The sequence below is a fragment of the Bacteroides nordii genome (genome assembly GCF_019930665.1).
Lineage (GTDB): Bacteria > Bacteroidota > Bacteroidia > Bacteroidales > Bacteroidaceae > Bacteroides > Bacteroides nordii.
On the sequence record NZ_CP082886.1, the window covers coordinates 1103542 to 1123258 of the forward strand.

Consider the following 19717-nt stretch of genomic DNA (forward strand, 5'->3'; position numbering starts at 1 on the left):
TTGATATGGACGTAAGAAAGATTTGTTTTTTGTTGTTATCGACAGTTGTCCTACTGACTACTGTTTTTTCTTGCTCTTCTGTTTCGCAAAAAACAGAGTCTGTTTCTGCTAACGCTGCTTTGGATAATATCTTTGCGCGTAAGAGTGTGCGAACTTACTTGAACAAAGGAGTTGAAGAGGAAAAGATAGACTTGATGCTTCGTGCCGGTATGGCTGCTCCTTCGGGTAAAGATTTGCGTCCTTGGGAGTTTATTGTTGTAACCAAACGTGCTTCCCTTGATTCTATGGCTGCAGCTTTGCCTTATGCTAAGATGCTTACCGAAGCTCGTTATGCTATTGTTGTCTGTGGTGACTCTACCCGATCTTCTTATTGGTATTTGGATTGTTCGGCTGCTGCGCAAAATATTCTTTTAGCTGCCGAAAGTTTGGGATTAGGTGCTGTATGGACTGCTGCTTATCCTTATGAGGATCGTATGGAAGTAGTACGCAAGTATACTGCTCTTCCCAAAAACATTTTACCACTATGTGTCATACCTTTCGGATATCCTGCTATTCAACAGCAACCGAAGCAAAAGTATGACGCAAAGAAAATACATTATCAGTAAATATTGTAAAAAATGTTGTAATTTCTCGTTGTTAGCTGTTTTTTTGTATTGTTTTCTGTCTTAAAAAAAGGTAAGACTATTTGTTGTATGGACTAATTTTGAAAAACAGACTGATGAAAATAAATATTAAGGGTAAATATGAAGACCATTTAGCTTTGTTTTTCTATAAAAAAAGGAAAATATGAATAGAAACACTTGATTTATGGATAGTATTTATACGATATAAGCTACTAAATTTGTGCTTATTTATCGTATGAGCATTATGAAAAGATTACTATTCATTTTTTCTTTTTTCTACCTATCGGTTACGAGTGGAAGTGCACAAGATACTCTGACACTTGAAAACTGTCTTGAAATGGGTATAGAAAATAATCTGTCTTTACAGAGTAAGCGCAATGAAATACAGAAAGGTAGATATGGTATTTCTGAAAACCGCGCTAAGCTACTTCCACAAATTAATGGTTTCGCCAATTATAATGATAACATTGATCCGCCTGTATCTGTAACCGATGGTTCTGTATATGGTACCCCTTACAATGTAACTCATACTTTGCGGTATAATGCCAATGCTGGATTGCAGTTACAAATGCCACTCTATAATCAAACTCTTTATACTACTTTATCTATTGCCAGGACAATGGATGAGATGAATCGCCTTTCTTACGAAAAGGCGAGGGAAGACCTTATCTTGCAAATCTGTAAAATGTATTATTTGGGACAAGTTACTGCAGAGCAAATTGTACTGGTAAAAGCCAATATCATCCGTCTTGAAGAGTTAAAGGATATTACACAGGCATTTTACGATAACGGGATGGCTATGGAAGTAGATGTGAAACGGGTGAATATCAATTTAGAAAACTTGAAAGTACAGTATGACAACGCCCAGGCAATGTTAGAACAACAACTGAATCTTTTGAAATATATCATTGATTATCCGGCTGAGAAAAATATTGCATTGACACCTGTCAATACCGACAACATCATTCCGGTTGCTCTGACCGGTTTGTCAGAAAACCTCTATGAACTGCAGTTGCTACAATCTCAAAAGCAACTGGCTGAGCAACAGAAAAAGATGATCGGCTATGGTTATATGCCCTCACTGAACCTTACAGGCAGTTGGATGTTTTCGGCTTACACAGACAAAGCTTATCACTGGTTCCATTCCGGACCTTCCAATCATTGGTTTCGTTCGTATGGTTTGGGTTTGTCTTTGCGTGTACCAATATTCGACGGATTTGATAAACGCTATAAAAGTCGTAAAGCAGCTATTGATATTGAAAATATGAAGATAGCACAAGAAAATACCCGAAAGAATCTGCAAGTCCAATATTTGAATGCCACAAATGATTTGATGAACAATCAGCGTAATTTCAAAAAACAAAAGGACAATTATCTATTGGCTGAGGATGTTTATGCAGTCACTATGAATCGTTACCGGGAAGGGATTACTTCGATGACCGAAGTATTGCAGGATGAGATGCGCATGAGTGAAGCGCAAAATAACTATATAAGTGCACATTATAATTACCGTATCACTACTTTAATGTTACTTAAGCTTACCGGACGGATAGATTCCTTGGTAAATGATTAATCAAACAAGAATATTAAAACAATACAAAAGATATGAGAACAAAAGAAAACGACAGTGTAGCAAGTATACATCAGGAGAAAGCAAATAAACTGAAAAAACTACGCCGTTGGCAAATAGTAGTCAGTATGTTGGGAATCGTGATCATTGCGTGGGGGATAATTCAGGTGGTGTGCCTTTTTCTGAATTACAAAAGTTGTGAGACCAGTAACGATGCTCAAATAGAACAATATATATCCCCTATCAATTTGCGTGCATCGGGGTATATTAAAAAGATTTGTTTCACCGAACATCAGGAAATACATAAAGGGGATACATTATTGGTACTTGACGACCGTGAATACAAAATACGGGTAATGGAGGCCGAAGCAGCACTGAAAGACGCATTGGCAGGTGCTACTGTTATTGGAGTAACTTTGCAAACTACCCAAACCACAGCCTCTGTTTATGACGCTTCCATTGCAGAGATAGAAATACGTCTTGTCAAATTGGAGAAAGACCGTCAACGGTATCAGAACCTGGTTAAAAGAAATGCAGCTACTCCCATACAATTGGAGCAGATAGAAACGGAATATGAAGCAACTCATAAAAAACTTGAAGCAGTAAAGCGGCAACAAAAGGCGGCTCTATCAGGAGTAAATGAAGTTTCACACCGTCGTGAGAATACAGAGGCTGCTATTCAACGAGCAACGGCAGCCCTCGAAATGGCAAAACTTAATCTCTCGTATACGGTAGTAACAGCTCCTTGTGACGGTAAGTTGGGGCGTCGTACTTTAGAAGAAGGACAGTTTATTACAGCGGGACAAACGATTACTTATATTCTTCCTGATACTCAAAAATGGATTATTGCCAACTATAAAGAGACTCAGATAGAGAACCTGCATCTGGGACAGGAGGTTATTGTTACAGTGGATGCCATCAGTGATAAAAAATTTACCGGAAAAATAACGGCGATTTCCGGTGCTACAGGATCCAAATATTCTTTGGTTCCCACGGATAATTCTGCCGGAAACTTCGTAAAAATACAACAACGTATACCGGTACGTATTGATTTTACTAATTTATCTAAAGAAGACAATGAGAGGTTGGCGGCAGGTATGATGGTAGTTGTAAAAGTAAAACTCTGAAGCTATGCCATCGTACCCTAAAAATTATCCTTTCTACAATTGGGTGCCGAAACCGGTAGGCATCATTATCCTAATATTGTTTTTCCTTCCGATACTTACGGTAGGAGGGACTTATTCGGTAAACAGTACTGAGATGATGAACGGATTGGGGATTATTTCCGAACATATCCAGTTCACTAATTTCGCCACTTCTATAGGTATGGCAGCTTTCTGTCCTTTTTTATATAGATTAGTACTTATTCGCAGAGAGAAAATGATGTGCATTGCCGGTTTCTCGTTGATGTACATATTCAGCTATATCTGCGCTAAGACAGACAGTGTATTTCTGTTGGCGCTTTGTAGTCTGTTTACGGGATTTCTCCGGATGGTATTGATGATGGTTAATCTTTTTACACTTATCAAGTATGCAGGGCATATTGAAGCTTATGAGAAAATCACTCCTGGTAATGAACCGGCAACCGGAGAAGGATGGGATAAACTGGATATCGAACGAAGTGCTGCACAGCCGGCCATTTACCTGTTCTTTATGATATTGGGACAAATAGGGACCTCGCTTACTGCATGGCTTGCTTTTGAATATGAATGGCAATATGTTTACTATTTCATGATGGGGCTGTTGTTACTTTGTATTCTCATTACATTTATTACGATGCCTTATCATAAATATGTTACACGGCGGTTTCCTATTAATTTCAAACAGTTCGGTAATGCTTCTATATTTAGTATTATGTTGCTCTGTATCACTTATATACTGACTTACGGTAAGGTACTTGATTGGTATGATAATCCTGCCATACAATGGGCTACGGTCGGTGCTATCATTACAGGGGGCATATTCATTTACATAGAAGCCACTCAGCGCAATCCTTACTATCAACTGGATGTATTCAAATTACGCACTATTCGTATTGGTTTTCTGCTATATTTTCTGTTGATGGTGTTGAATTCCAGTGCTATGTTTGTCAATGTATTTACAGGGATAAGCATGAAACTGGATAACTTCCAAAATGCTACATTGGGCAATTGGAGTATGTTGGGGTACTTTATTGGTGGTATTGTAACTATCTGGCTTAGTGTAAAAGGAGTGCATTTCAAATATTTATTTGCCGCTGGTTTTCTTTTATTGGGACTGTCTGCTATGTTTATGTATTTTGAAGTCCAAGGTGCCGGATTGTATGAACGTATGAAGTATCCGGTTATAATCCGTTCCACAGGTATGATGCTACTTTATTCGTTGATACCTACATTTGCAACCCAGCGCATGCCTTATAAGTTTCTGTCTTCTTGGATTTGTACTATGCTTACCGTACGTATGGTACTGGCCCCATCCATCGGTACGGCTCTCTATACTAATATATTGCAGGAAAGACAGCAATACTACATCACACGTTATGCACAGAATGTGGATATGTTACATCCCGAAGCATCCTCCTCTTTTATTCAGACCATGAAAGGAATGCAATATCAAGGAAAAAGCAGGACTGAATCTATAAACATGGCTGCCATATCCACTAAAGGGCGTATTCAAGTACAAGCCACGCTCTCGGCCGTAAAAGAGATGGCTGGCTGGACATTATATGCCTGCCTTATTTGTATGATATTTGCGGTTGTGATACCTTATCCTAAGCGAAAATTACTAACTTAGCACAGTTTTAATGTGAATCGGTAATTTTTATATGATGAATATTTTGCAAGAACGCTTATCCCGTCTTAATTATGCACTACTGAACAAGGAGAATATTTGCAGCTCGAAAGGTATGCTCCATACCTTTCCTGCTTCTTTAAAAGAGCCATTTCTTATTAATGGTGTAGGGTTGGTAATTTGCCGTCGGGGGAGTTTTATGTTTTCCCTCAATCAGAAAATTTATTCAGCAAAAGCTGGAGAAACTCTTTTTATACCGGAAGATTCTCTTTTTCAGGTGCTTCAGGAATCTGAGAATGTAGAACTGTTTATTCTCGTTTATCAGATAGAGCCGATACGGGATATTATAGGTAATTCTGTAGCTTCCATGTATTTGTACTCACAGCTCAGGACAGAGCCGTGTTATGTCTGGAATACTGGAGATGAAGAGGAAGTATTGAAATACATGTCCTTATTGGATAGTACTTTGGAAATGGAAGACAATACCTTCAGCCGGTACGAACAGAAGCTTCTGCTCTTAGGATTGACATACCGGATATGTTCCATTTATAATCGTAAACCCATTAATTTGAAATCTTCAGTAGGACGTAAGTATGAAATTTTTATTAAATTGATTCAGTTGATAGATGAGTATTATACAGAACAGCGTGGTGTAGAGTTTTATGCAGGTAAGCTCTGTTTATCCCCTAAATACATTTCTGTATTATCTAAGTCCATCTGTGGCTATACGGTACAGGAATTAATATTCAGGTCTATTACCCGAAAAAGTATTTCACTGCTTAAAAATACTCAAAAAAGTATTCAAGAGATTTCCGATTACTTCAATTTTCCGAATGCTTCTTATTTTGGTACATTTTTTAAAAAACAAACAGGACAGTCGCCACAACAATACCGTAAAGGATAGGTCTTAAATGATTATTCTTTTATTTTTTTCTTATATGACTCATACCTTGACATAATATCTTTCACGAAGTTATATGTTTCTATTCCACGGAAGTAACCGTTTTTACAAACGGGATCGGTAAAGTATTCTTCATTACTTTTCAGCAGGATATAGTTTTCTACATTGTTGTCCCATATATTTTTATTTTTTCCATACTTATCAGCCAGTGCAATGGCATCGTATACATGTCCTAATCCGGCATTGTAGGAAGCAAGAATGAACTTAATGCGTTCTTGTTTATCGGGAATCATTCTAAGACTCCTGTCAGTGCTTGCTATATACTTCACAGCTGCTTTAATGCTTTCTTCCGGATTTTGTTCTTTGCCGGGAGGTATTCCCATAGCACGTGCTGTTTGGGGCATAAGCTGCATCAAGCCTTTGGCTCCTGCCCATGATACAGCTGTTGTATCAAAGTTAGATTCCGTGTAGGCCAGTGATGCCAGTAAACGCCAGTCCCAATCTATCTCTTTTGCATACTTTTTAAATAGTTTATCGTAATGAGAAATTTTTCCTTCACGTAATGAGAGAATAGGGGAGTGAGGAACTGCCTTACTGATTTCAAAATATCGCTTCATACTGGCACTATAAGCCGGTGAAGTCATATTATCTTCGTGCCATTTGTCTGCGGCAGCAGCCAGTTGAGGGCAGTCTTTCCGTACAGCCCATGATGCTCGCTGATCAAAACTGATAGAGAGTTTGATATTCAGATTCGGATAATAAGTGGTGTTTAACTTTGCCAAATCGTTATCTGCCACTGTGTAGGGGATTTTTCCTTGTGCTACTTGCGTGATAAGATCTTCGGTTGTGATACTGTCACCTGTTATCTTGTGAATCTGTATGCCGCCTCCCAGTTCGCTGTTCAGATTGACGAGCCTGTCGTAATATTTACCGGGTTTTACATATACATCTTTACCGATAAGTTCCGTTACATCGGTTATTGGTTTTGTTTTACCATTGTTTCGCTGTACAATTACCTGATGTGTAATAACTTCCTCTCCACAATAGATCAGGCTATCTTTCAATTCTTTGGTGATAGGAAGATTGTATGCGATAAGATCACCCTCACCAGCCAGAAGCTTTTCAATTAGTTCAGATACATTTCGTGCTACTTCAATGCGTAACTTTACACCCAGGCTTTTGGCAAATTGTTCGCTCAACTCATATTGGAACCCCATTTCCTGTCCGCGGTAAATAAAATAGGTTGTTGAGCTGTATAATGTCAGTACGACCAGTTCACCGCTGTCTTTAATCTGTGCCAAATCATATGCTCCCACTTCTTCTGTCGGGTGGTGTCTGTGTCTACAGGCCAATACAGAAAAGAGGATGATGAGGAAGACAGGCAGTATGGAGCGCCGGACTGTCATTCTTATTTCAAATGTTTCTTAATATACATTGTCAGGATATTAATTGCCACATTATTGTTGCCTCCTTCGGGTACAATAAGATCGGCATATCTCTTACAAGGTTCGATAAACTGCTGATGCATTGGTTTTAATATACGCGTATAACGTTCCATAACAGCTTCAGCTGTACGTCCGCGTTCCACTACATCCCGTTGTATTACACGTATCAGACGTTCATCCGGATCGGCATCTACAAAAATTTTAAGATCCATCATATTGCGCAGTTTTTTATCGCAAAGGGCAAGAATCCCTTCAATAATAACCACTTCACGCGGTTCAATATGGATGGTTTCAGATTGGCGGGTACAAGTAAGATAGGAATAAGTAGGTTGTTCTATGCTTTTACCTTCCTTCAACATAGAAACATGTTTTGAGAGCAGGCTCCATTCAAATGCATCCGGATGGTCAAAGTTGATATTCTGTCGTTCCTCAACAGGGACATGGCTACTGTCTTTGTAATATGAATCCTGTGGAAGCAATACAACTTCACCGGCTGGGAGACTTTCAATAATTTTCCGTACGACGGTGGTCTTTCCCGAACCTGTTCCGCCTGCTATTCCTATTATTAACATCTGTTCATAGTGTATATTTAAAACAAATAGAGTAATTTTGCATTGAAAAGATAATGCAGCTTCGGCTGACAAATATATAAACAATAAATTAAAATAGCAACGTTATGGTGAAACACATTGTATTATTTAAGTTAAAGGATGAAGTGCCGGAAGCCGAGAAGCTGGTTGTGATGAATAAATTTAAGGAGGCGATAGAAGCTCTTCCTGCTGTAATTCCTGTTATTCGTAAAATCGAAGTGGGATTAAATACCAATCCGGGTGAGACGTGGCATATTGCATTATATAGTGAGTTTGATAACTTGGATGATGTGAAGTTCTATGCTACTCATCCTCTCCATGTAGCTGCCGGCAAAATTATAGCTGAAGTAAAAGAAAGCCGTGCGTGTGTGGACTATGAATAAGTAAGTGAACCAGAGCGTTTGCATAACTGTTATAATTTAAAATACTGAATAGAGAATGAGAAAATTATGTTCTTTTTTGTTGCTGATGTTTGTTGTCCTGGCGGCTCATGCACAGATTCAAGATCCTGTAAAGTTTAAGACAGAGTTGAAAGCACTGTCTGACACTGAAGGTGAAATAATATTTACTGCTGCCATTGATCCGGGATGGCATGTATATTCTACTAACTTAGGTGATGGCGGGCCTATCTCGGCAACATTCAATGTCGATAAAAAGAATGGTTTGGAATTGGTTGGCAAGCTGAAGCCGGTAGGAAATGAGATCTCAACATTTGATAAACTTTTCCAAATGAAAGTGCGTTATTTTGAGAGTACTGCACAGTTTGTTCAGAAGATAAAGTTTATTGCCGGTACATATACTATTGAAGGATATCTGGAATATGGGGCATGTGATGACGAAAGTTGCTTACCACCGACACAGGTTCCGTTTAATTTATCAGGCAAAACTACCTTAAAGGCTACAGAACCGGTAGCAGAGTCTAAAGTTGAGCTTCAAAAAGAGGCAGAGGTTGAACCTGAAACTGTTGCTACATCTGCAGACACTGCTGCAGTTGTAAAACCGGTCGTTTCTGCTGATATCCTTTGGAAGCCGGTAATTGACGATTTACAAGCTTATGGCGAAGAACATTCTCAGGAAGATATGTCATGGATTTATATCTTTATTACCGGATTCTTGGGAGGGTTGCTTGCACTGTTCACTCCTTGTGTATGGCCTATTATCCCGATGACCGTAAGTTTCTTCCTGAAACGTAGTAAAGATAGAAAGAAAGGCGTCCGTGATGCTTGGACATATGGTGCTTCTATCGTTGTGATTTACGTTACATTGGGACTTGCTATTACGGCTATCTTTGGTGCGAGTGCATTGAACGCTTTGTCTACCAATGCTGTCTTTAATATTCTTTTCTGTTTGATGCTGATTGTATTTGCAGCTTCTTTCTTTGGTGCATTTGAGATTACGCTTCCTTCAAAATGGAGTAATGCAGTGGATAGTAAGGCAGAAGCTACAGGAGGTCTGATTAGTATCTTTTTGATGGCATTCACTCTGTCACTGGTATCTTTCTCTTGTACAGGTCCTATTATTGGATTTTTATTAGTACAGGTATCTACCACAGGTAGTGTGATAGCTCCTGCTATCGGCATGCTTGGTTTTGCCATTGCTTTGGCACTTCCGTTTACACTGTTTGCTCTTTTCCCATCCTGGTTGAAGTCTATGCCGAAGTCTGGTGGCTGGATGAATGTGATAAAAGTAACACTTGGTTTCATCGAATTGGCTTTTGCTTTGAAGTTTTTATCTGTCGCCGATCTGGCTTACGGATGGAGAATTCTTGATCGCGAAACATTCCTGGCTTTGTGGATTGTGATCTTTGCGTTGCTTGGTTTCTACTTGTTGGGTAAGATTAAATTTCCTCACGATGATGATGATACCAAAATAGGCGTATCCCGTTTCTTTATGGCGCTCGTATCACTTGCTTTTGCAGTATATATGGTACCCGGTTTATGGGGAGCACCATTGAAAGCCGTTAGTGCATTTGCTCCACCTATGAAAACGCAGGATTTCAATCTGTATACAAATGAGGTACATGCTAAATTTGATGATTATGATTTGGGGATGGAGTATGCCAGATTGCACAATAAGCCGGTCATGCTTGACTTTACAGGTTATGGTTGTGTTAATTGCCGTAAAATGGAGCTTGCTGTGTGGACTGATCCGACAGTAAGTAAAATCATCAATGATGACTATGTATTGATCACTTTATATGTAGACAACAAGACTCCGCTTTCTGAACCGGTGAAGATTATGGAGAACGGAACGGAACGTACTTTGCGTACCGTAGGGGATAAATGGAGCTATCTGCAACGTGTGAAGTTTGGTGCCAATGCCCAACCATTCTATGTGTTGATAGATAATGAAGGAAAACCTTTGAATAAGTCTTATGCTTATAATGAAGATATTCCTAAATACATCGAATTCCTGAGAACAGGGCTTGAAAACTATCGGAAGGAAAAATAATATGCTGATTATTCGATATGCCGATTGAATAATTTATTAATAGTGGAATCAGTAATTTCCTCTGATTCCACTATTAGGTAAGATCAGATAAATGAATACGATGGCAATTTTTCCCATCTAAATTTTAGCTCTTTTTGAAAGTCATAAATTAGAATAGTGAGTAAATTTGTTATTCTAATATACTGACTTTCAATTCACCAAAAAGAGATGAATGAGATAGCTGAATAATAATGTTTTAACTTATTAAATCAGCAAATGATTTACGATTACTGATTAGCATTAACAATATAAAGAATGTCAACCTTTGAATCTTATAATGAACTGGACTTATGGAAATTGTTTCTTGAAGGGGATAAGGAAGCCTTTTCTGTCTTCTATCGTCACAATTATAGAAAACTCTATTCTTATGGTATAAGTTTAGGTATGGACAGTGAATTAATTGATGACATTATACAAGAATTATTTGTTAAACTTTATACTCGTCCTCAATTAATAAAAGATTTTTCTACCATTCAGGCATTTCTTTATGCAGCTGTGAGAAATGCCTTTGTTAATCATGAAAAACAAAGGAAAAAGTATTTGTATCTGGATGAATTTGAAAACTTTGAACTACCTTATTTTGTTGAAAACACCCAAATTGAAGATGAAGAAGAATTAAAGGCTTTAAAGGAAAAGATACATAGAATAATTAATAGCTTGACTCCTCGACAAAAAGAAATCATTTATTTACGATTTTTACATCAAAAAGAATATGAAGAAATAGCCCAGATTATGGATATGTCTGAACAGGCCGCGCGCAATCTGACATATAGAGCTATGGAAAAGATCAGGAAAGAAAATAATGATTTCTTCGTATTACTATTCATGATCGCTTTGTTTTCGGACTATCATTTCTAATGAGAAAATAATCTCTTTTAAAAAACAATTTTATTTTTATTGTATTAAGTTTATTTGCTGATAATAAGGTGATTAAATGATATATTTGTGCCTGTGGAAGATATTTTTGTAGTATAGCTATAAAAAATGTCTTGTATAGTGATTACAAAATAAAGATAGAATTGTACTACTAATAGAAATAAAGATAGAATGGAAAATAGAAACAACATAGAGTTTTGGATTTTTGATGAGAAACTTATCAATATTGCTAAGGAAAATGATCAAGAAGCCTTGAAGCAGATGATGCACCTTCATCCTGAGCAACGTGAAGTCATTGAAAATGCATTTCTTTTATTGCAGAATATGAAGGTTGAAGAAGCTGTTGTTTCTGATTTGCAAGTTGAACGTAGTCTTAAAGGTTTCTGGGATCGGGTTGATCGTAGAAAAAACAGAAGAAGGCTATATTGGATTTCAACGGCATGTGCTGCTTGTATATCCGTTATATTGGTAGTATCGTCATTATTATTAATAGGAAGAGATTATGTTGGTAATAAAGAAGAGGTATTAGCTTTGCTTGACTCAATACAAAGTACATCCAATGAAATTCTTATTATTTCGGGTGGTTTAAGAACTACTATTCCAAATAATGAAGTCATTAATCAGACGGCACAAGGAGATTTTGTTGTAGGCACAGAGAAGAAAATGAAATTTTCTGATTTGCAGGGAGAGATGATTCAGTTGGTTGTACCGGTGGGCAAACGTACTGCTATCAGATTTAATGATGGTACGGTTGCCTGGCTTAATGCCGGTAGTAAGTTGTTGTATCCGAAGACCTTTTTAGAAGACAGACGTGATATATATATAGAAGGAGAGACATATCTGGAAGTAGAAAAAGATCAATCCCGTCCATTTTTTGTACATACAAAAGATTTTGATGTTTCTGTTTTAGGAACGAAGTTTAATGTGAGTGCGTATAAAGAAGATCTTCAAAAGTCTGTGGTATTAGTAGAAGGTAGTGTTGAAGTAGGATCGGATAATAACAAGTATAAATTGATTCCTAAGGAGGGCTTCTTTTATGCAAAGAATTCTTCGGTTGTAAAAAAGGTTGATACCTACGCTTATACCTGTTGGAAAGATGGTATTATGCAAATTCAGAATGAACCGTTGGAGCATATCTTTACCCGTTTAGAGAAATACTATGGAGTGAAAATTATATTTGATAGTTCCGTATCGAAAAAGAAATATATTGGAAATCTTAATCTTTACGATTCTATTAGTGAAGTATTACATAATTTGTCACATTCAACGCCCTTTACATTTGAATACAATAAAGAAACAAATGTTGTGAAGGTGTATCAGAAAAAGAAACGCTATAGCAAATAAATAACATCTAATTAATTTTTTATTATTATGAGAAACTATCGTCTACCACCTTAGTATAGGGGATCGTATGCTTCTTTTGAAGCTTCTTTTAGAGCTGTGATTTGAATTTATAAAATAAAAGCATAGATAACTATGAGGACACAAGTAAGTATTTATAAATGTAATTCCATTAAAAAATATATTGGATTTCAATTGCTCTGTTTCGTAATTAGTATTATAGGAAACACATTGAATGCGCAAAACACTCTTTCCCAAACTAATATTTCACTACAAGTACGTGATATTACTATTAAAGAATTATTTTCTACCATAGAAAAACATACAAATTATGTAATTCTGTATGAGGAAGATGTCCCTGTGAAAGAAAGAGTATCTGTATTTGCTGAGAATAAAAGTGTAGAAAGTATTTTGAATGAAGTTTTAACTCCCCGTGGTATTAAATATTATTTGAACGGAAAGCAGATTATCGTAACGGTAGATAAGACTAAGCAGCAATCCAGGCAAAGTAATGCTAAGAAATCATGGGTTAGTGGTACGGTTGTTGATATTGCCGGTGAAGCTATGATTGGGGTGACCATTGCTGTACAGGGCGCTCAAACCGGTACAGTAACTGATGCGGATGGTAAATATAGAATTGAAGCCCAGCCGGGTGATATACTTGTATTTTCATTTGTCGGCATGAAAAAACAGGAAGTAACTTTTAACGGTAAAAAACAGGTTATTGATATAGTAATGGATGAGGAAACCAATTTGATGGATGAGGTTGTAGTTGTTGGTTTCGGAACTCAGAAAAAGGTAAATCTAACAGGTGCCGTAGGAGTGATAGAATCTAAATCTTTGGAGGCTCGTCCGGTAGGAAATGCAGTACAGGCTTTGCAGGGGTTACTTCCGGGACTTAATATTACTACTTCGAATAATGGTGCCGAATTAAATGCTACGCCTTCTATTAATATACGTGGAACGGCAACTATTGGTTCGACATCGAGTGGTAGTCCATTGGTGCTTATTGATGGTATGGAGGGGAGTCTTTCGAATATCAATCCGCAGGACATTGATAATATTTCAGTGTTGAAGGATGCGGCCGCTTCATCAATTTATGGTTCCAGAGCACCATTTGGTGTAATTTTGGTAACTACTAAATCCGGGAAGAAAGGTAAGTCTACTGTGAATTATAGCAATAACTTCCGTTTTAAAACTCCTGTAATGTTGCCAAAGATGGCTAGTTCATGGGATTATATAAATTATTTCAATGATGCCAATTTTAATAATGCCGGTGCTTATCTTTATGATGATACTCAGGTACAAAATGTTTGGGATTATATGCACGGTACATTGAATGATGGAGGCATTCAACCGAATAGTAATGGAAAGTGGGATACTGGTACAGCTTATGCCAATGTGGATTGGTTGAGAGAGTATTATAAGAATTGGTCACCATCTCAGGAGCATAATCTGAGTGTAAGTGGTGGAACAGATAAGCTGACATATTATGTGTCGGTTAATTATCAGACTCAAGATGGATTTTTGCGTTATGGCACTGATAATCAGAAACGATTTGCAACAACAGGTAAGATTTCATCACAGGTAACAGATTTTATTAAGATGGATTATACAACCCGTTTTTCACGTACTGATTATGGGCGTCCGAGTCAGATGTCCAGTAATTTCTATAATGAAGTACTTCGTCGTTCGGTTCCGTTGATTCCGGTAACTGATCCGAATGGATATCGATTGGCAGATGTGACATATACAGAGCATTTAGAGAATGGAGGTAGAAGACAGGAGCAGAATGATGATTTATATCAGCAATTGAAACTGACAATTACTCCGGTTAAGAATTGGAATATAATGGCGGAAATGAATGCGCGCATTACCAATGACTGGCAACATGAAGTTTGGAATCTGGTATACGGGCATTATGCGACAGAGCCTTTGAAGACTTATGTATCCAATCTGAGTCAGAAGAAGAGTCGTGTATATGAGTATGCATATCGCGCTACTCACTTGACCCCTAATTTTTATTCTAATTATAATATTGCGTTAGGAGAGCATAATCTGGCAGCAATGGTAGGATTCCAGTTAGAGTCTTATAAAAATCGCATGCTTAGCGGACAGCGCAATGATTTAATATCCGATGATATTCCGGTTTTAGATCAAACTACTGATGTTGAGAATGCTACGCTGAAAGGTAACTATAATGAATGGTGTACAGTAGGTTTCTTTGGCCGTGTTAATTATGATTATAAAGAGCGTTATCTACTGGAAGTAAATGTGCGTAGAGATGGTAGTTCGCGTTATCGTCGTGATAAACGCTGGATAACTTCTCCTTCTGCTTCTTTAGGTTGGAATATAGCGCGAGAAGAGTTTATGAAGGGTACGGCTGATTATATTCAACTGTTGAAGTTGAGAGCTTCTTATGGTGTTTTGGCCAATCAGAATGCTAAAAGTTATTACCCTACTTACCTCACAATGACAACCGCCGCAGGAAAGGGAGATTGGTTAATTGACGGTTTACGTCCTAATACAGCGGCTGCTCCAGGATTAATATCTACTTCTTTAACTTGGGAAAAGATTAAAACGTTGAACTTTGGTCTTGATTGGGGAGTACTAAATAATCGTTTGACAGGTTCTTTTGATATCTACAGCCGTACTACAAAAGATATGATGGGACCTGGAGTAGACCTACCCGGAACATTGGGAACAAGTGCCCCTGCAACCAATAATACAGATTTAGTAACTAAAGGTTGGGAATTGCAGATTGGCTGGAAAGATCGCATTAATGAGTTTCAATATGGAGTATCATTCAATTTATCAGACAGTAGAACGAAAATATTGAAATATCCGAATCTGACAGGTTCATTGAGTACTTATTATGAAGGACAAATTCTGGGAGATATTTTTGGATATGAAACGATTGGAATAGCAAAAACCGATGAGGAGATGGAAGCACATTTAGCTTCATTACCCAATGGTGGACAAAATGCGTTAGGCAGTAAGTGGGCTGCCGGTGATATTATGTATGCCGATACTAACGGTGACGGAAAGGTAAGTAATGGCTCAAATACAATCTATGATATGGGTGATTTGAGGAAAATAGGGAATAGTACTCCGCGTTTCCGTACAGGCATTAGTTTGGATGCTTCCTGGCGAGGTTTTGCAATTTCAATGTTCTGGCAAGGAGTATTAAAGCGGGATTACTATCCGGACGCAAAGGTCGGTTCTGCATCTACTGATTTGAATTTTGTATTTTGGGGAGCAACATCAGGTGGAAAATCCTGGTCTGTCGTTTTTGATGAACATATGAATTATTTCCGTGATGAAGATAGTCGTTTAGGGGCTAATTATGATGCGTATTATCCACGGCCTTTGTGGGCTAATAAGAATAAATCCACTCAGACACGCTATTTGCAGAATGCTTCGTATATGCGTTTGAAAAACTTGCAACTATCGTATACTTTCCCTGCAAAATGGATGAGGCGGGCATATATTCAAAACCTGCGTTTATTTGTCTCTGGTGAGAATCTGCTTACATTTACTAAACTGTCTAAGACTATGGATCCTGAAACTGCCGGCATCGGTCTTAAGGGTGGTATGGTATATCCGTTGTCAAAGACCTATTCATTTGGCTTAAGCGTGACCTTTTAATAGAATATAAATCAGAAAATTTACGAATATGAAAAATATATATAGTTCTATTGCGAAGATAATAGCAGTCAATACTTTATTGTTTGCTATGGTTGGATGTGATGATTTCCTGGATGTAACTCCTCCATCTACTATATCTCCTGAGAAATATTTATGGGAAGAATCGCATCTTGCTGCATATACGATTAATTACTATACAAAGCTGGATAGCTATACAGGTAATCCTGCTGATTCTCCTTATTGGAGTGATATATGTACGGACAATGCTGTAGGACGTAATGGGGATAACAAATTTATGCCAGGACAGATTAAAGTTGGTTCAACAGGAGGTTCATGGAGTTTTACAGATATCAGACCTTTGAATTTTTATTTGGAGACGGTTGTTCCTCGTTATGAGAAAGGGGAGTTGAAAGGAGATCCGGCCAATGTTAAACATTATATAGGTGAGGGATATTTTTTAAGAGCCTATGAATATTTTAAAAAGTTGAAAGCTTTAGGAGATTTTCCTATAATAACGACTACTTTGCCGGATGATTTGGAAACATTGACAGAAGTTTCCAAACGTAGACCACGTAATGAAGTAGCCAGGTTTATTCTGAGCGATTTGGATAAGGCGATTGATATGATGAAAAATACAGCTCCGCAAGGAGGTCGTACACGTTTGAATAAAAATGCGGCTCTGATAATGAAATCCAGAGTAGCACTATTTGAAGGTACCTGGCTGAAACATCATAAAGGAACGGCACATGTGCCTCTGGGACCTAATTGGCCCGGTAACCAAAAAGAGTATCTGAAGGATTATCAATATCCAAGTGGCAGTATTGATGCGGAAATAGATTTTTTTCTGGACGCAGCGATGGATGCAGCTCAACAAGTAGCTGATAAAGTAACATTGACTGCCAACAATAAGACAATCAGAGAGTCTGCTTCTCAAGCTGTTAATCCTTACTATGATTTATTTGCAAGTAAAGATCCCGCAGCATATCCGGAAGCTGTGATGTACCGGACTTATTCCATTGATTTGGCAACTCCGGTGAAACATGGATACAATGGTGGAGTTTATTATGGTTATTCTGTAGGATATACCCAGCAGTTTGCCGATGTCTTTTTAATGGAGAATGGCCTTCCATATTATGCTACTGGCAGTAATTATAAAGGCGACGACTACATAGCTGATACTAAAGTGAACCGTGACTGGCGTTGGCGTTTGTTTATGAAGGCTCCGGGAGAGGTGCGTGTATTGGAGAATATGTTGGTTACACATGATGAGTTTCCAAGTCCTGCTGAGATTTATAGTAAAGATTATACGAAATCTACAACGACCGGTTATCTGTTGGGTAAAGGACAATCTCATGATTTCAATATGGTGTCCAGTGATATAACAGCTTTCGTTGTATTCCGTGCTGTTGAAGCTTATTTGAACTATATGGAAGCCTGCTATGAGAAGACTGGAAGAATTGATGCTAAAGCGGAGAAATATTGGAAAGATATTCGTAGACGTGCGGGAGTTGATGTGAATTATCAGAATACCATTGACCATACTAATATGGATATTGAAGCTCAGAATGATTGGGGAGCTTATTCCCATGGAGTTCTTGTGGATAAGACATTGTATAATATTCGTCGGGAGAGGCGTTGTGAATTTATAGGAGAAGGACGTCGTTATGAAGATTTAATCCGTTGGAGAGCATTAGACCAATTAAATCAGAACCCTTGTCTTCTGAAAGGCTGTAAGGTATGGGGACCGATGCAATCGCTATATACATCAAAACAATTATTGCATGATCAGGCTGCTGATAGTAAGAATATTATGTCGTCTCCAAGTTTGAGTGATTACTTAATACCATTGTCTGTTACTAAAACCAATAATTTATTCTTTGATGGTTTACGTTATTGTAGTGCTCATTATCTGGACCCGATTGCAAGAAAGCACTTCTTGTTGACATCACCGGATTCTCAAACGGCAGAAAACTCGGTTATTTATCAAAATCCGGGATGGTCTTTAGAGGCCGGAGAAGGGCCATTAGATCTGTAATCTCTTTTTTAAAACAAGATAGGGCATCAGGGCCCTATCTTATCTGATTTTATTTGCCAAACGGGAGGATACCTGTTATTGGTATCCCCCAATATATCCATATTTGAAGATGAATTACTTAGAACGAATATTAATATTTCTATTTGTTGGATTGAGTTGTATAACCCTGAATGCAAAAAAAAGTGATCCTAAGACGATATTGGTTGTCTCGGGGTGGCAGGATGTGAATATAGGTGATATTGCTCACACTCCGGGGCTACTACATATATTGGAAACCTATCTCCCGGACGCAAATATCATTGTTTGGGAAAAGAATGTTGGTAAAGAGGTGGAAGAATTCTTATATAAAAACTTTCCAAGAATAAGAATTGTGCATGGGACTGTTGATAAGAATGCACAAGTGGATGCTCAGGAAGTTCTTAAAGCATTCCAAACGGCAGACTTAATGATACATAGTTCGGGACCTTATGTTGTGGGGCAGTATCATTTGGAAGCCTGGGTGAAATATACGAATGGAAAGCCTTTTGGCATTTTCGGAACAACTATTCCCAAGGTAGATAACCGTTTAAAGAATCTTTTGGAACAGGCTGATTTTATTTATACCCGTGAGACGGCTTCCATAGATGTATTAAAGCAGGCGGGTATCACAGGTACTCATATCCGCTTTGTACCGGATGCTACATTTTTCTTTAATCTGCATGATAAGAAAAAAGGAAATGCTTTTTTGAAAGCAAATGGTCTGGAAAAGGGCAAATTTATCTGTGCCGTACCACGTTTACGCCGTACACCTTATTACCGGATAAAAAACAGGCATCTGTGGAGTGAAGCCAAAATATGCGAAGTGGAAGCATATAATAATAAATATAAAGAAGAAGATCATTCAAAATTGAGAGAAGCCATTATCAGTTGGGTACGTGAGACGAAAAATAAAGTGCTGGTTTGCCCTGAAATGACTTATCAGGTTGATTTTATGGATGAATTACTGATTGATTCTCTACCTGCTGATGTAAAACCATATGTTGTGAAAAGAGGATATTGGTTGCCGGATGAGGCTGCTTCTGTCTATGCTGCATCTTTTGCGGTATTAAGTTTTGAATGTCATTCTCCTATAATAGCGGCTGCTAATGGGATACCCTTCTTTTATTTAAGGCAACCGGATGATACCATTAAAGGACAAATGTATTATGATTTAGGATATTCGGATTGGATATTTGAAATAGAAGAGACAACTGGAACTCAAATAGCCAATCGATTGACTGAAATAGAAATCCATTATCCCGATGCAAAAAGAAAAGTTATAACCAACCAGCAAGAGATCTCGGATATATATAAGAAAGCATGTATGTCGATTAGAAATCTATTGTATCAGTGAATAATAACACAAAACACATCTATATATAATTGGTAATTTGAAGAATAAAAAATAAGG

The 19717-nt window shown here is 37.8% G+C and carries 14 protein-coding genes; 12 read left to right on the top strand and 2 right to left on the bottom strand.

What is annotated here, in order from left to right:
* Positions 1–5 precede the first annotated feature (5 nt).
* From K8P02_RS04190 to K8P02_RS04210, 5 genes are all read left to right on the top strand, one after another.
* Positions 6–605 carry a nitroreductase family protein gene (locus K8P02_RS04190; RefSeq protein WP_025868000.1) on the top strand — a complete coding sequence of 200 codons (600 nt, stop codon included), beginning with the start codon at positions 6–8 and terminating at the stop codon, positions 603–605.
* Positions 606–867: 262 nt separating this feature from the next.
* On the top strand, positions 868–2196 hold the full coding sequence (locus K8P02_RS04195) for a TolC family protein (protein ID WP_044166203.1): 1329 nt from the start codon (positions 868–870) through the stop codon (positions 2194–2196).
* A gap of 32 nt (positions 2197–2228) precedes the next feature.
* On the top strand, positions 2229–3320 hold the full coding sequence (locus K8P02_RS04200; protein ID WP_223382046.1) for an HlyD family secretion protein: 1092 nt from the start codon (positions 2229–2231) through the stop codon (positions 3318–3320).
* A 4-nt stretch (positions 3321–3324) separates the two neighbouring features.
* Positions 3325–4965 (top strand): efflux MFS transporter permease, encoded by a 1641-nt coding sequence (locus K8P02_RS04205; RefSeq protein ID WP_025867999.1) that lies wholly within the window; start codon positions 3325–3327, stop codon positions 4963–4965.
* Between the two features lie 34 nt (positions 4966–4999).
* Positions 5000–5866 carry a helix-turn-helix domain-containing protein gene (locus tag K8P02_RS04210; RefSeq protein WP_025867998.1) on the top strand — a complete coding sequence of 289 codons (867 nt, stop codon included), beginning with the start codon at positions 5000–5002 and terminating at the stop codon, positions 5864–5866.
* Positions 5867–5877: 11 nt separating this feature from the next.
* On the opposite strand, the gene K8P02_RS04215 is transcribed toward K8P02_RS04210, so the two are convergent.
* Both K8P02_RS04215 and udk read right to left on the bottom strand, forming a co-directional pair.
* Complete coding sequence (locus K8P02_RS04215; RefSeq protein ID WP_025867997.1) at positions 5878–7269, bottom strand: MltF family protein; 1392 nt, start codon at positions 7267–7269, stop codon at positions 5878–5880.
* A gap of 2 nt (positions 7270–7271) precedes the next feature.
* A complete protein-coding gene (udk, locus tag K8P02_RS04220) occupies positions 7272–7880 on the bottom strand; it encodes a uridine kinase (protein WP_007484842.1) in 609 nt (202 codons plus the stop codon).
* Positions 7881–7984: 104 nt separating this feature from the next.
* Between udk and K8P02_RS04225 the strand changes: the two genes are divergently transcribed.
* The 7 genes from K8P02_RS04225 (at position 7985) to K8P02_RS04255 (ending at position 19660) form a co-directional block, all read left to right on the top strand.
* On the top strand, positions 7985–8281 hold the full coding sequence (locus K8P02_RS04225; protein WP_002561816.1) for a Dabb family protein: 297 nt from the start codon (positions 7985–7987) through the stop codon (positions 8279–8281).
* A gap of 55 nt (positions 8282–8336) precedes the next feature.
* Positions 8337–10349, top strand: coding sequence for a protein-disulfide reductase DsbD family protein (locus tag K8P02_RS04230; RefSeq protein ID WP_025867996.1), 2013 nt, complete (start codon positions 8337–8339; stop codon positions 10347–10349).
* Between the two features lie 294 nt (positions 10350–10643).
* A complete protein-coding gene (locus K8P02_RS04235) occupies positions 10644–11246 on the top strand; it encodes an RNA polymerase sigma factor (protein WP_122201918.1) in 603 nt (200 codons plus the stop codon).
* A 189-nt stretch (positions 11247–11435) separates the two neighbouring features.
* Entirely contained in the window at positions 11436–12608 is a 1173-nt protein-coding gene (locus K8P02_RS04240; RefSeq protein WP_002561813.1) for a FecR family protein, read from the top strand.
* A 132-nt stretch (positions 12609–12740) separates the two neighbouring features.
* Positions 12741–16253, top strand: coding sequence for a SusC/RagA family TonB-linked outer membrane protein (locus tag K8P02_RS04245; RefSeq protein WP_025867994.1), 3513 nt, complete (start codon positions 12741–12743; stop codon positions 16251–16253).
* Positions 16254–16281: 28 nt separating this feature from the next.
* On the top strand, positions 16282–18288 hold the full coding sequence (locus K8P02_RS04250) for a RagB/SusD family nutrient uptake outer membrane protein (RefSeq protein WP_025867993.1): 2007 nt from the start codon (positions 16282–16284) through the stop codon (positions 18286–18288).
* A gap of 109 nt (positions 18289–18397) precedes the next feature.
* Positions 18398–19660 carry a polysaccharide pyruvyl transferase family protein gene (locus tag K8P02_RS04255; protein WP_122201919.1) on the top strand — a complete coding sequence of 421 codons (1263 nt, stop codon included), beginning with the start codon at positions 18398–18400 and terminating at the stop codon, positions 19658–19660.
* Positions 19661–19717: the final 57 nt, after the last annotated feature.

Excerpts from the sequence above, each read along its gene's own strand:
- K8P02_RS04190 (WP_025868000.1), top strand. The coding sequence starts at position 6 with ATGGACGTAAGAAAGATTTGTTTTTTGTTGTTATCGACAGTTGTCCTA.
- K8P02_RS04195 (WP_044166203.1), top strand. The coding sequence starts at position 868 with ATGAAAAGATTACTATTCATTTTTTCTTTTTTCTACCTATCGGTTACG.
- K8P02_RS04200 (WP_223382046.1), top strand. The coding sequence starts at position 2,229 with ATGAGAACAAAAGAAAACGACAGTGTAGCAAGTATACATCAGGAGAAA.
- K8P02_RS04205 (WP_025867999.1), top strand. The coding sequence starts at position 3,325 with ATGCCATCGTACCCTAAAAATTATCCTTTCTACAATTGGGTGCCGAAA.
- K8P02_RS04210 (WP_025867998.1), top strand. The coding sequence starts at position 5,000 with ATGAATATTTTGCAAGAACGCTTATCCCGTCTTAATTATGCACTACTG.
- K8P02_RS04215 (WP_025867997.1), bottom strand. The coding sequence starts at position 7,269 with ATGACAGTCCGGCGCTCCATACTGCCTGTCTTCCTCATCATCCTCTTT.
- udk (WP_007484842.1), bottom strand. The coding sequence starts at position 7,880 with ATGTTAATAATAGGAATAGCAGGCGGAACAGGTTCGGGAAAGACCACC.
- K8P02_RS04225 (WP_002561816.1), top strand. The coding sequence starts at position 7,985 with ATGGTGAAACACATTGTATTATTTAAGTTAAAGGATGAAGTGCCGGAA.
- K8P02_RS04230 (WP_025867996.1), top strand. The coding sequence starts at position 8,337 with ATGAGAAAATTATGTTCTTTTTTGTTGCTGATGTTTGTTGTCCTGGCG.
- K8P02_RS04235 (WP_122201918.1), top strand. The coding sequence starts at position 10,644 with ATGTCAACCTTTGAATCTTATAATGAACTGGACTTATGGAAATTGTTT.
- K8P02_RS04240 (WP_002561813.1), top strand. The coding sequence starts at position 11,436 with ATGGAAAATAGAAACAACATAGAGTTTTGGATTTTTGATGAGAAACTT.
- K8P02_RS04245 (WP_025867994.1), top strand. The coding sequence starts at position 12,741 with ATGAGGACACAAGTAAGTATTTATAAATGTAATTCCATTAAAAAATAT.
- K8P02_RS04250 (WP_025867993.1), top strand. The coding sequence starts at position 16,282 with ATGAAAAATATATATAGTTCTATTGCGAAGATAATAGCAGTCAATACT.
- K8P02_RS04255 (WP_122201919.1), top strand. The coding sequence starts at position 18,398 with ATGAATTACTTAGAACGAATATTAATATTTCTATTTGTTGGATTGAGT.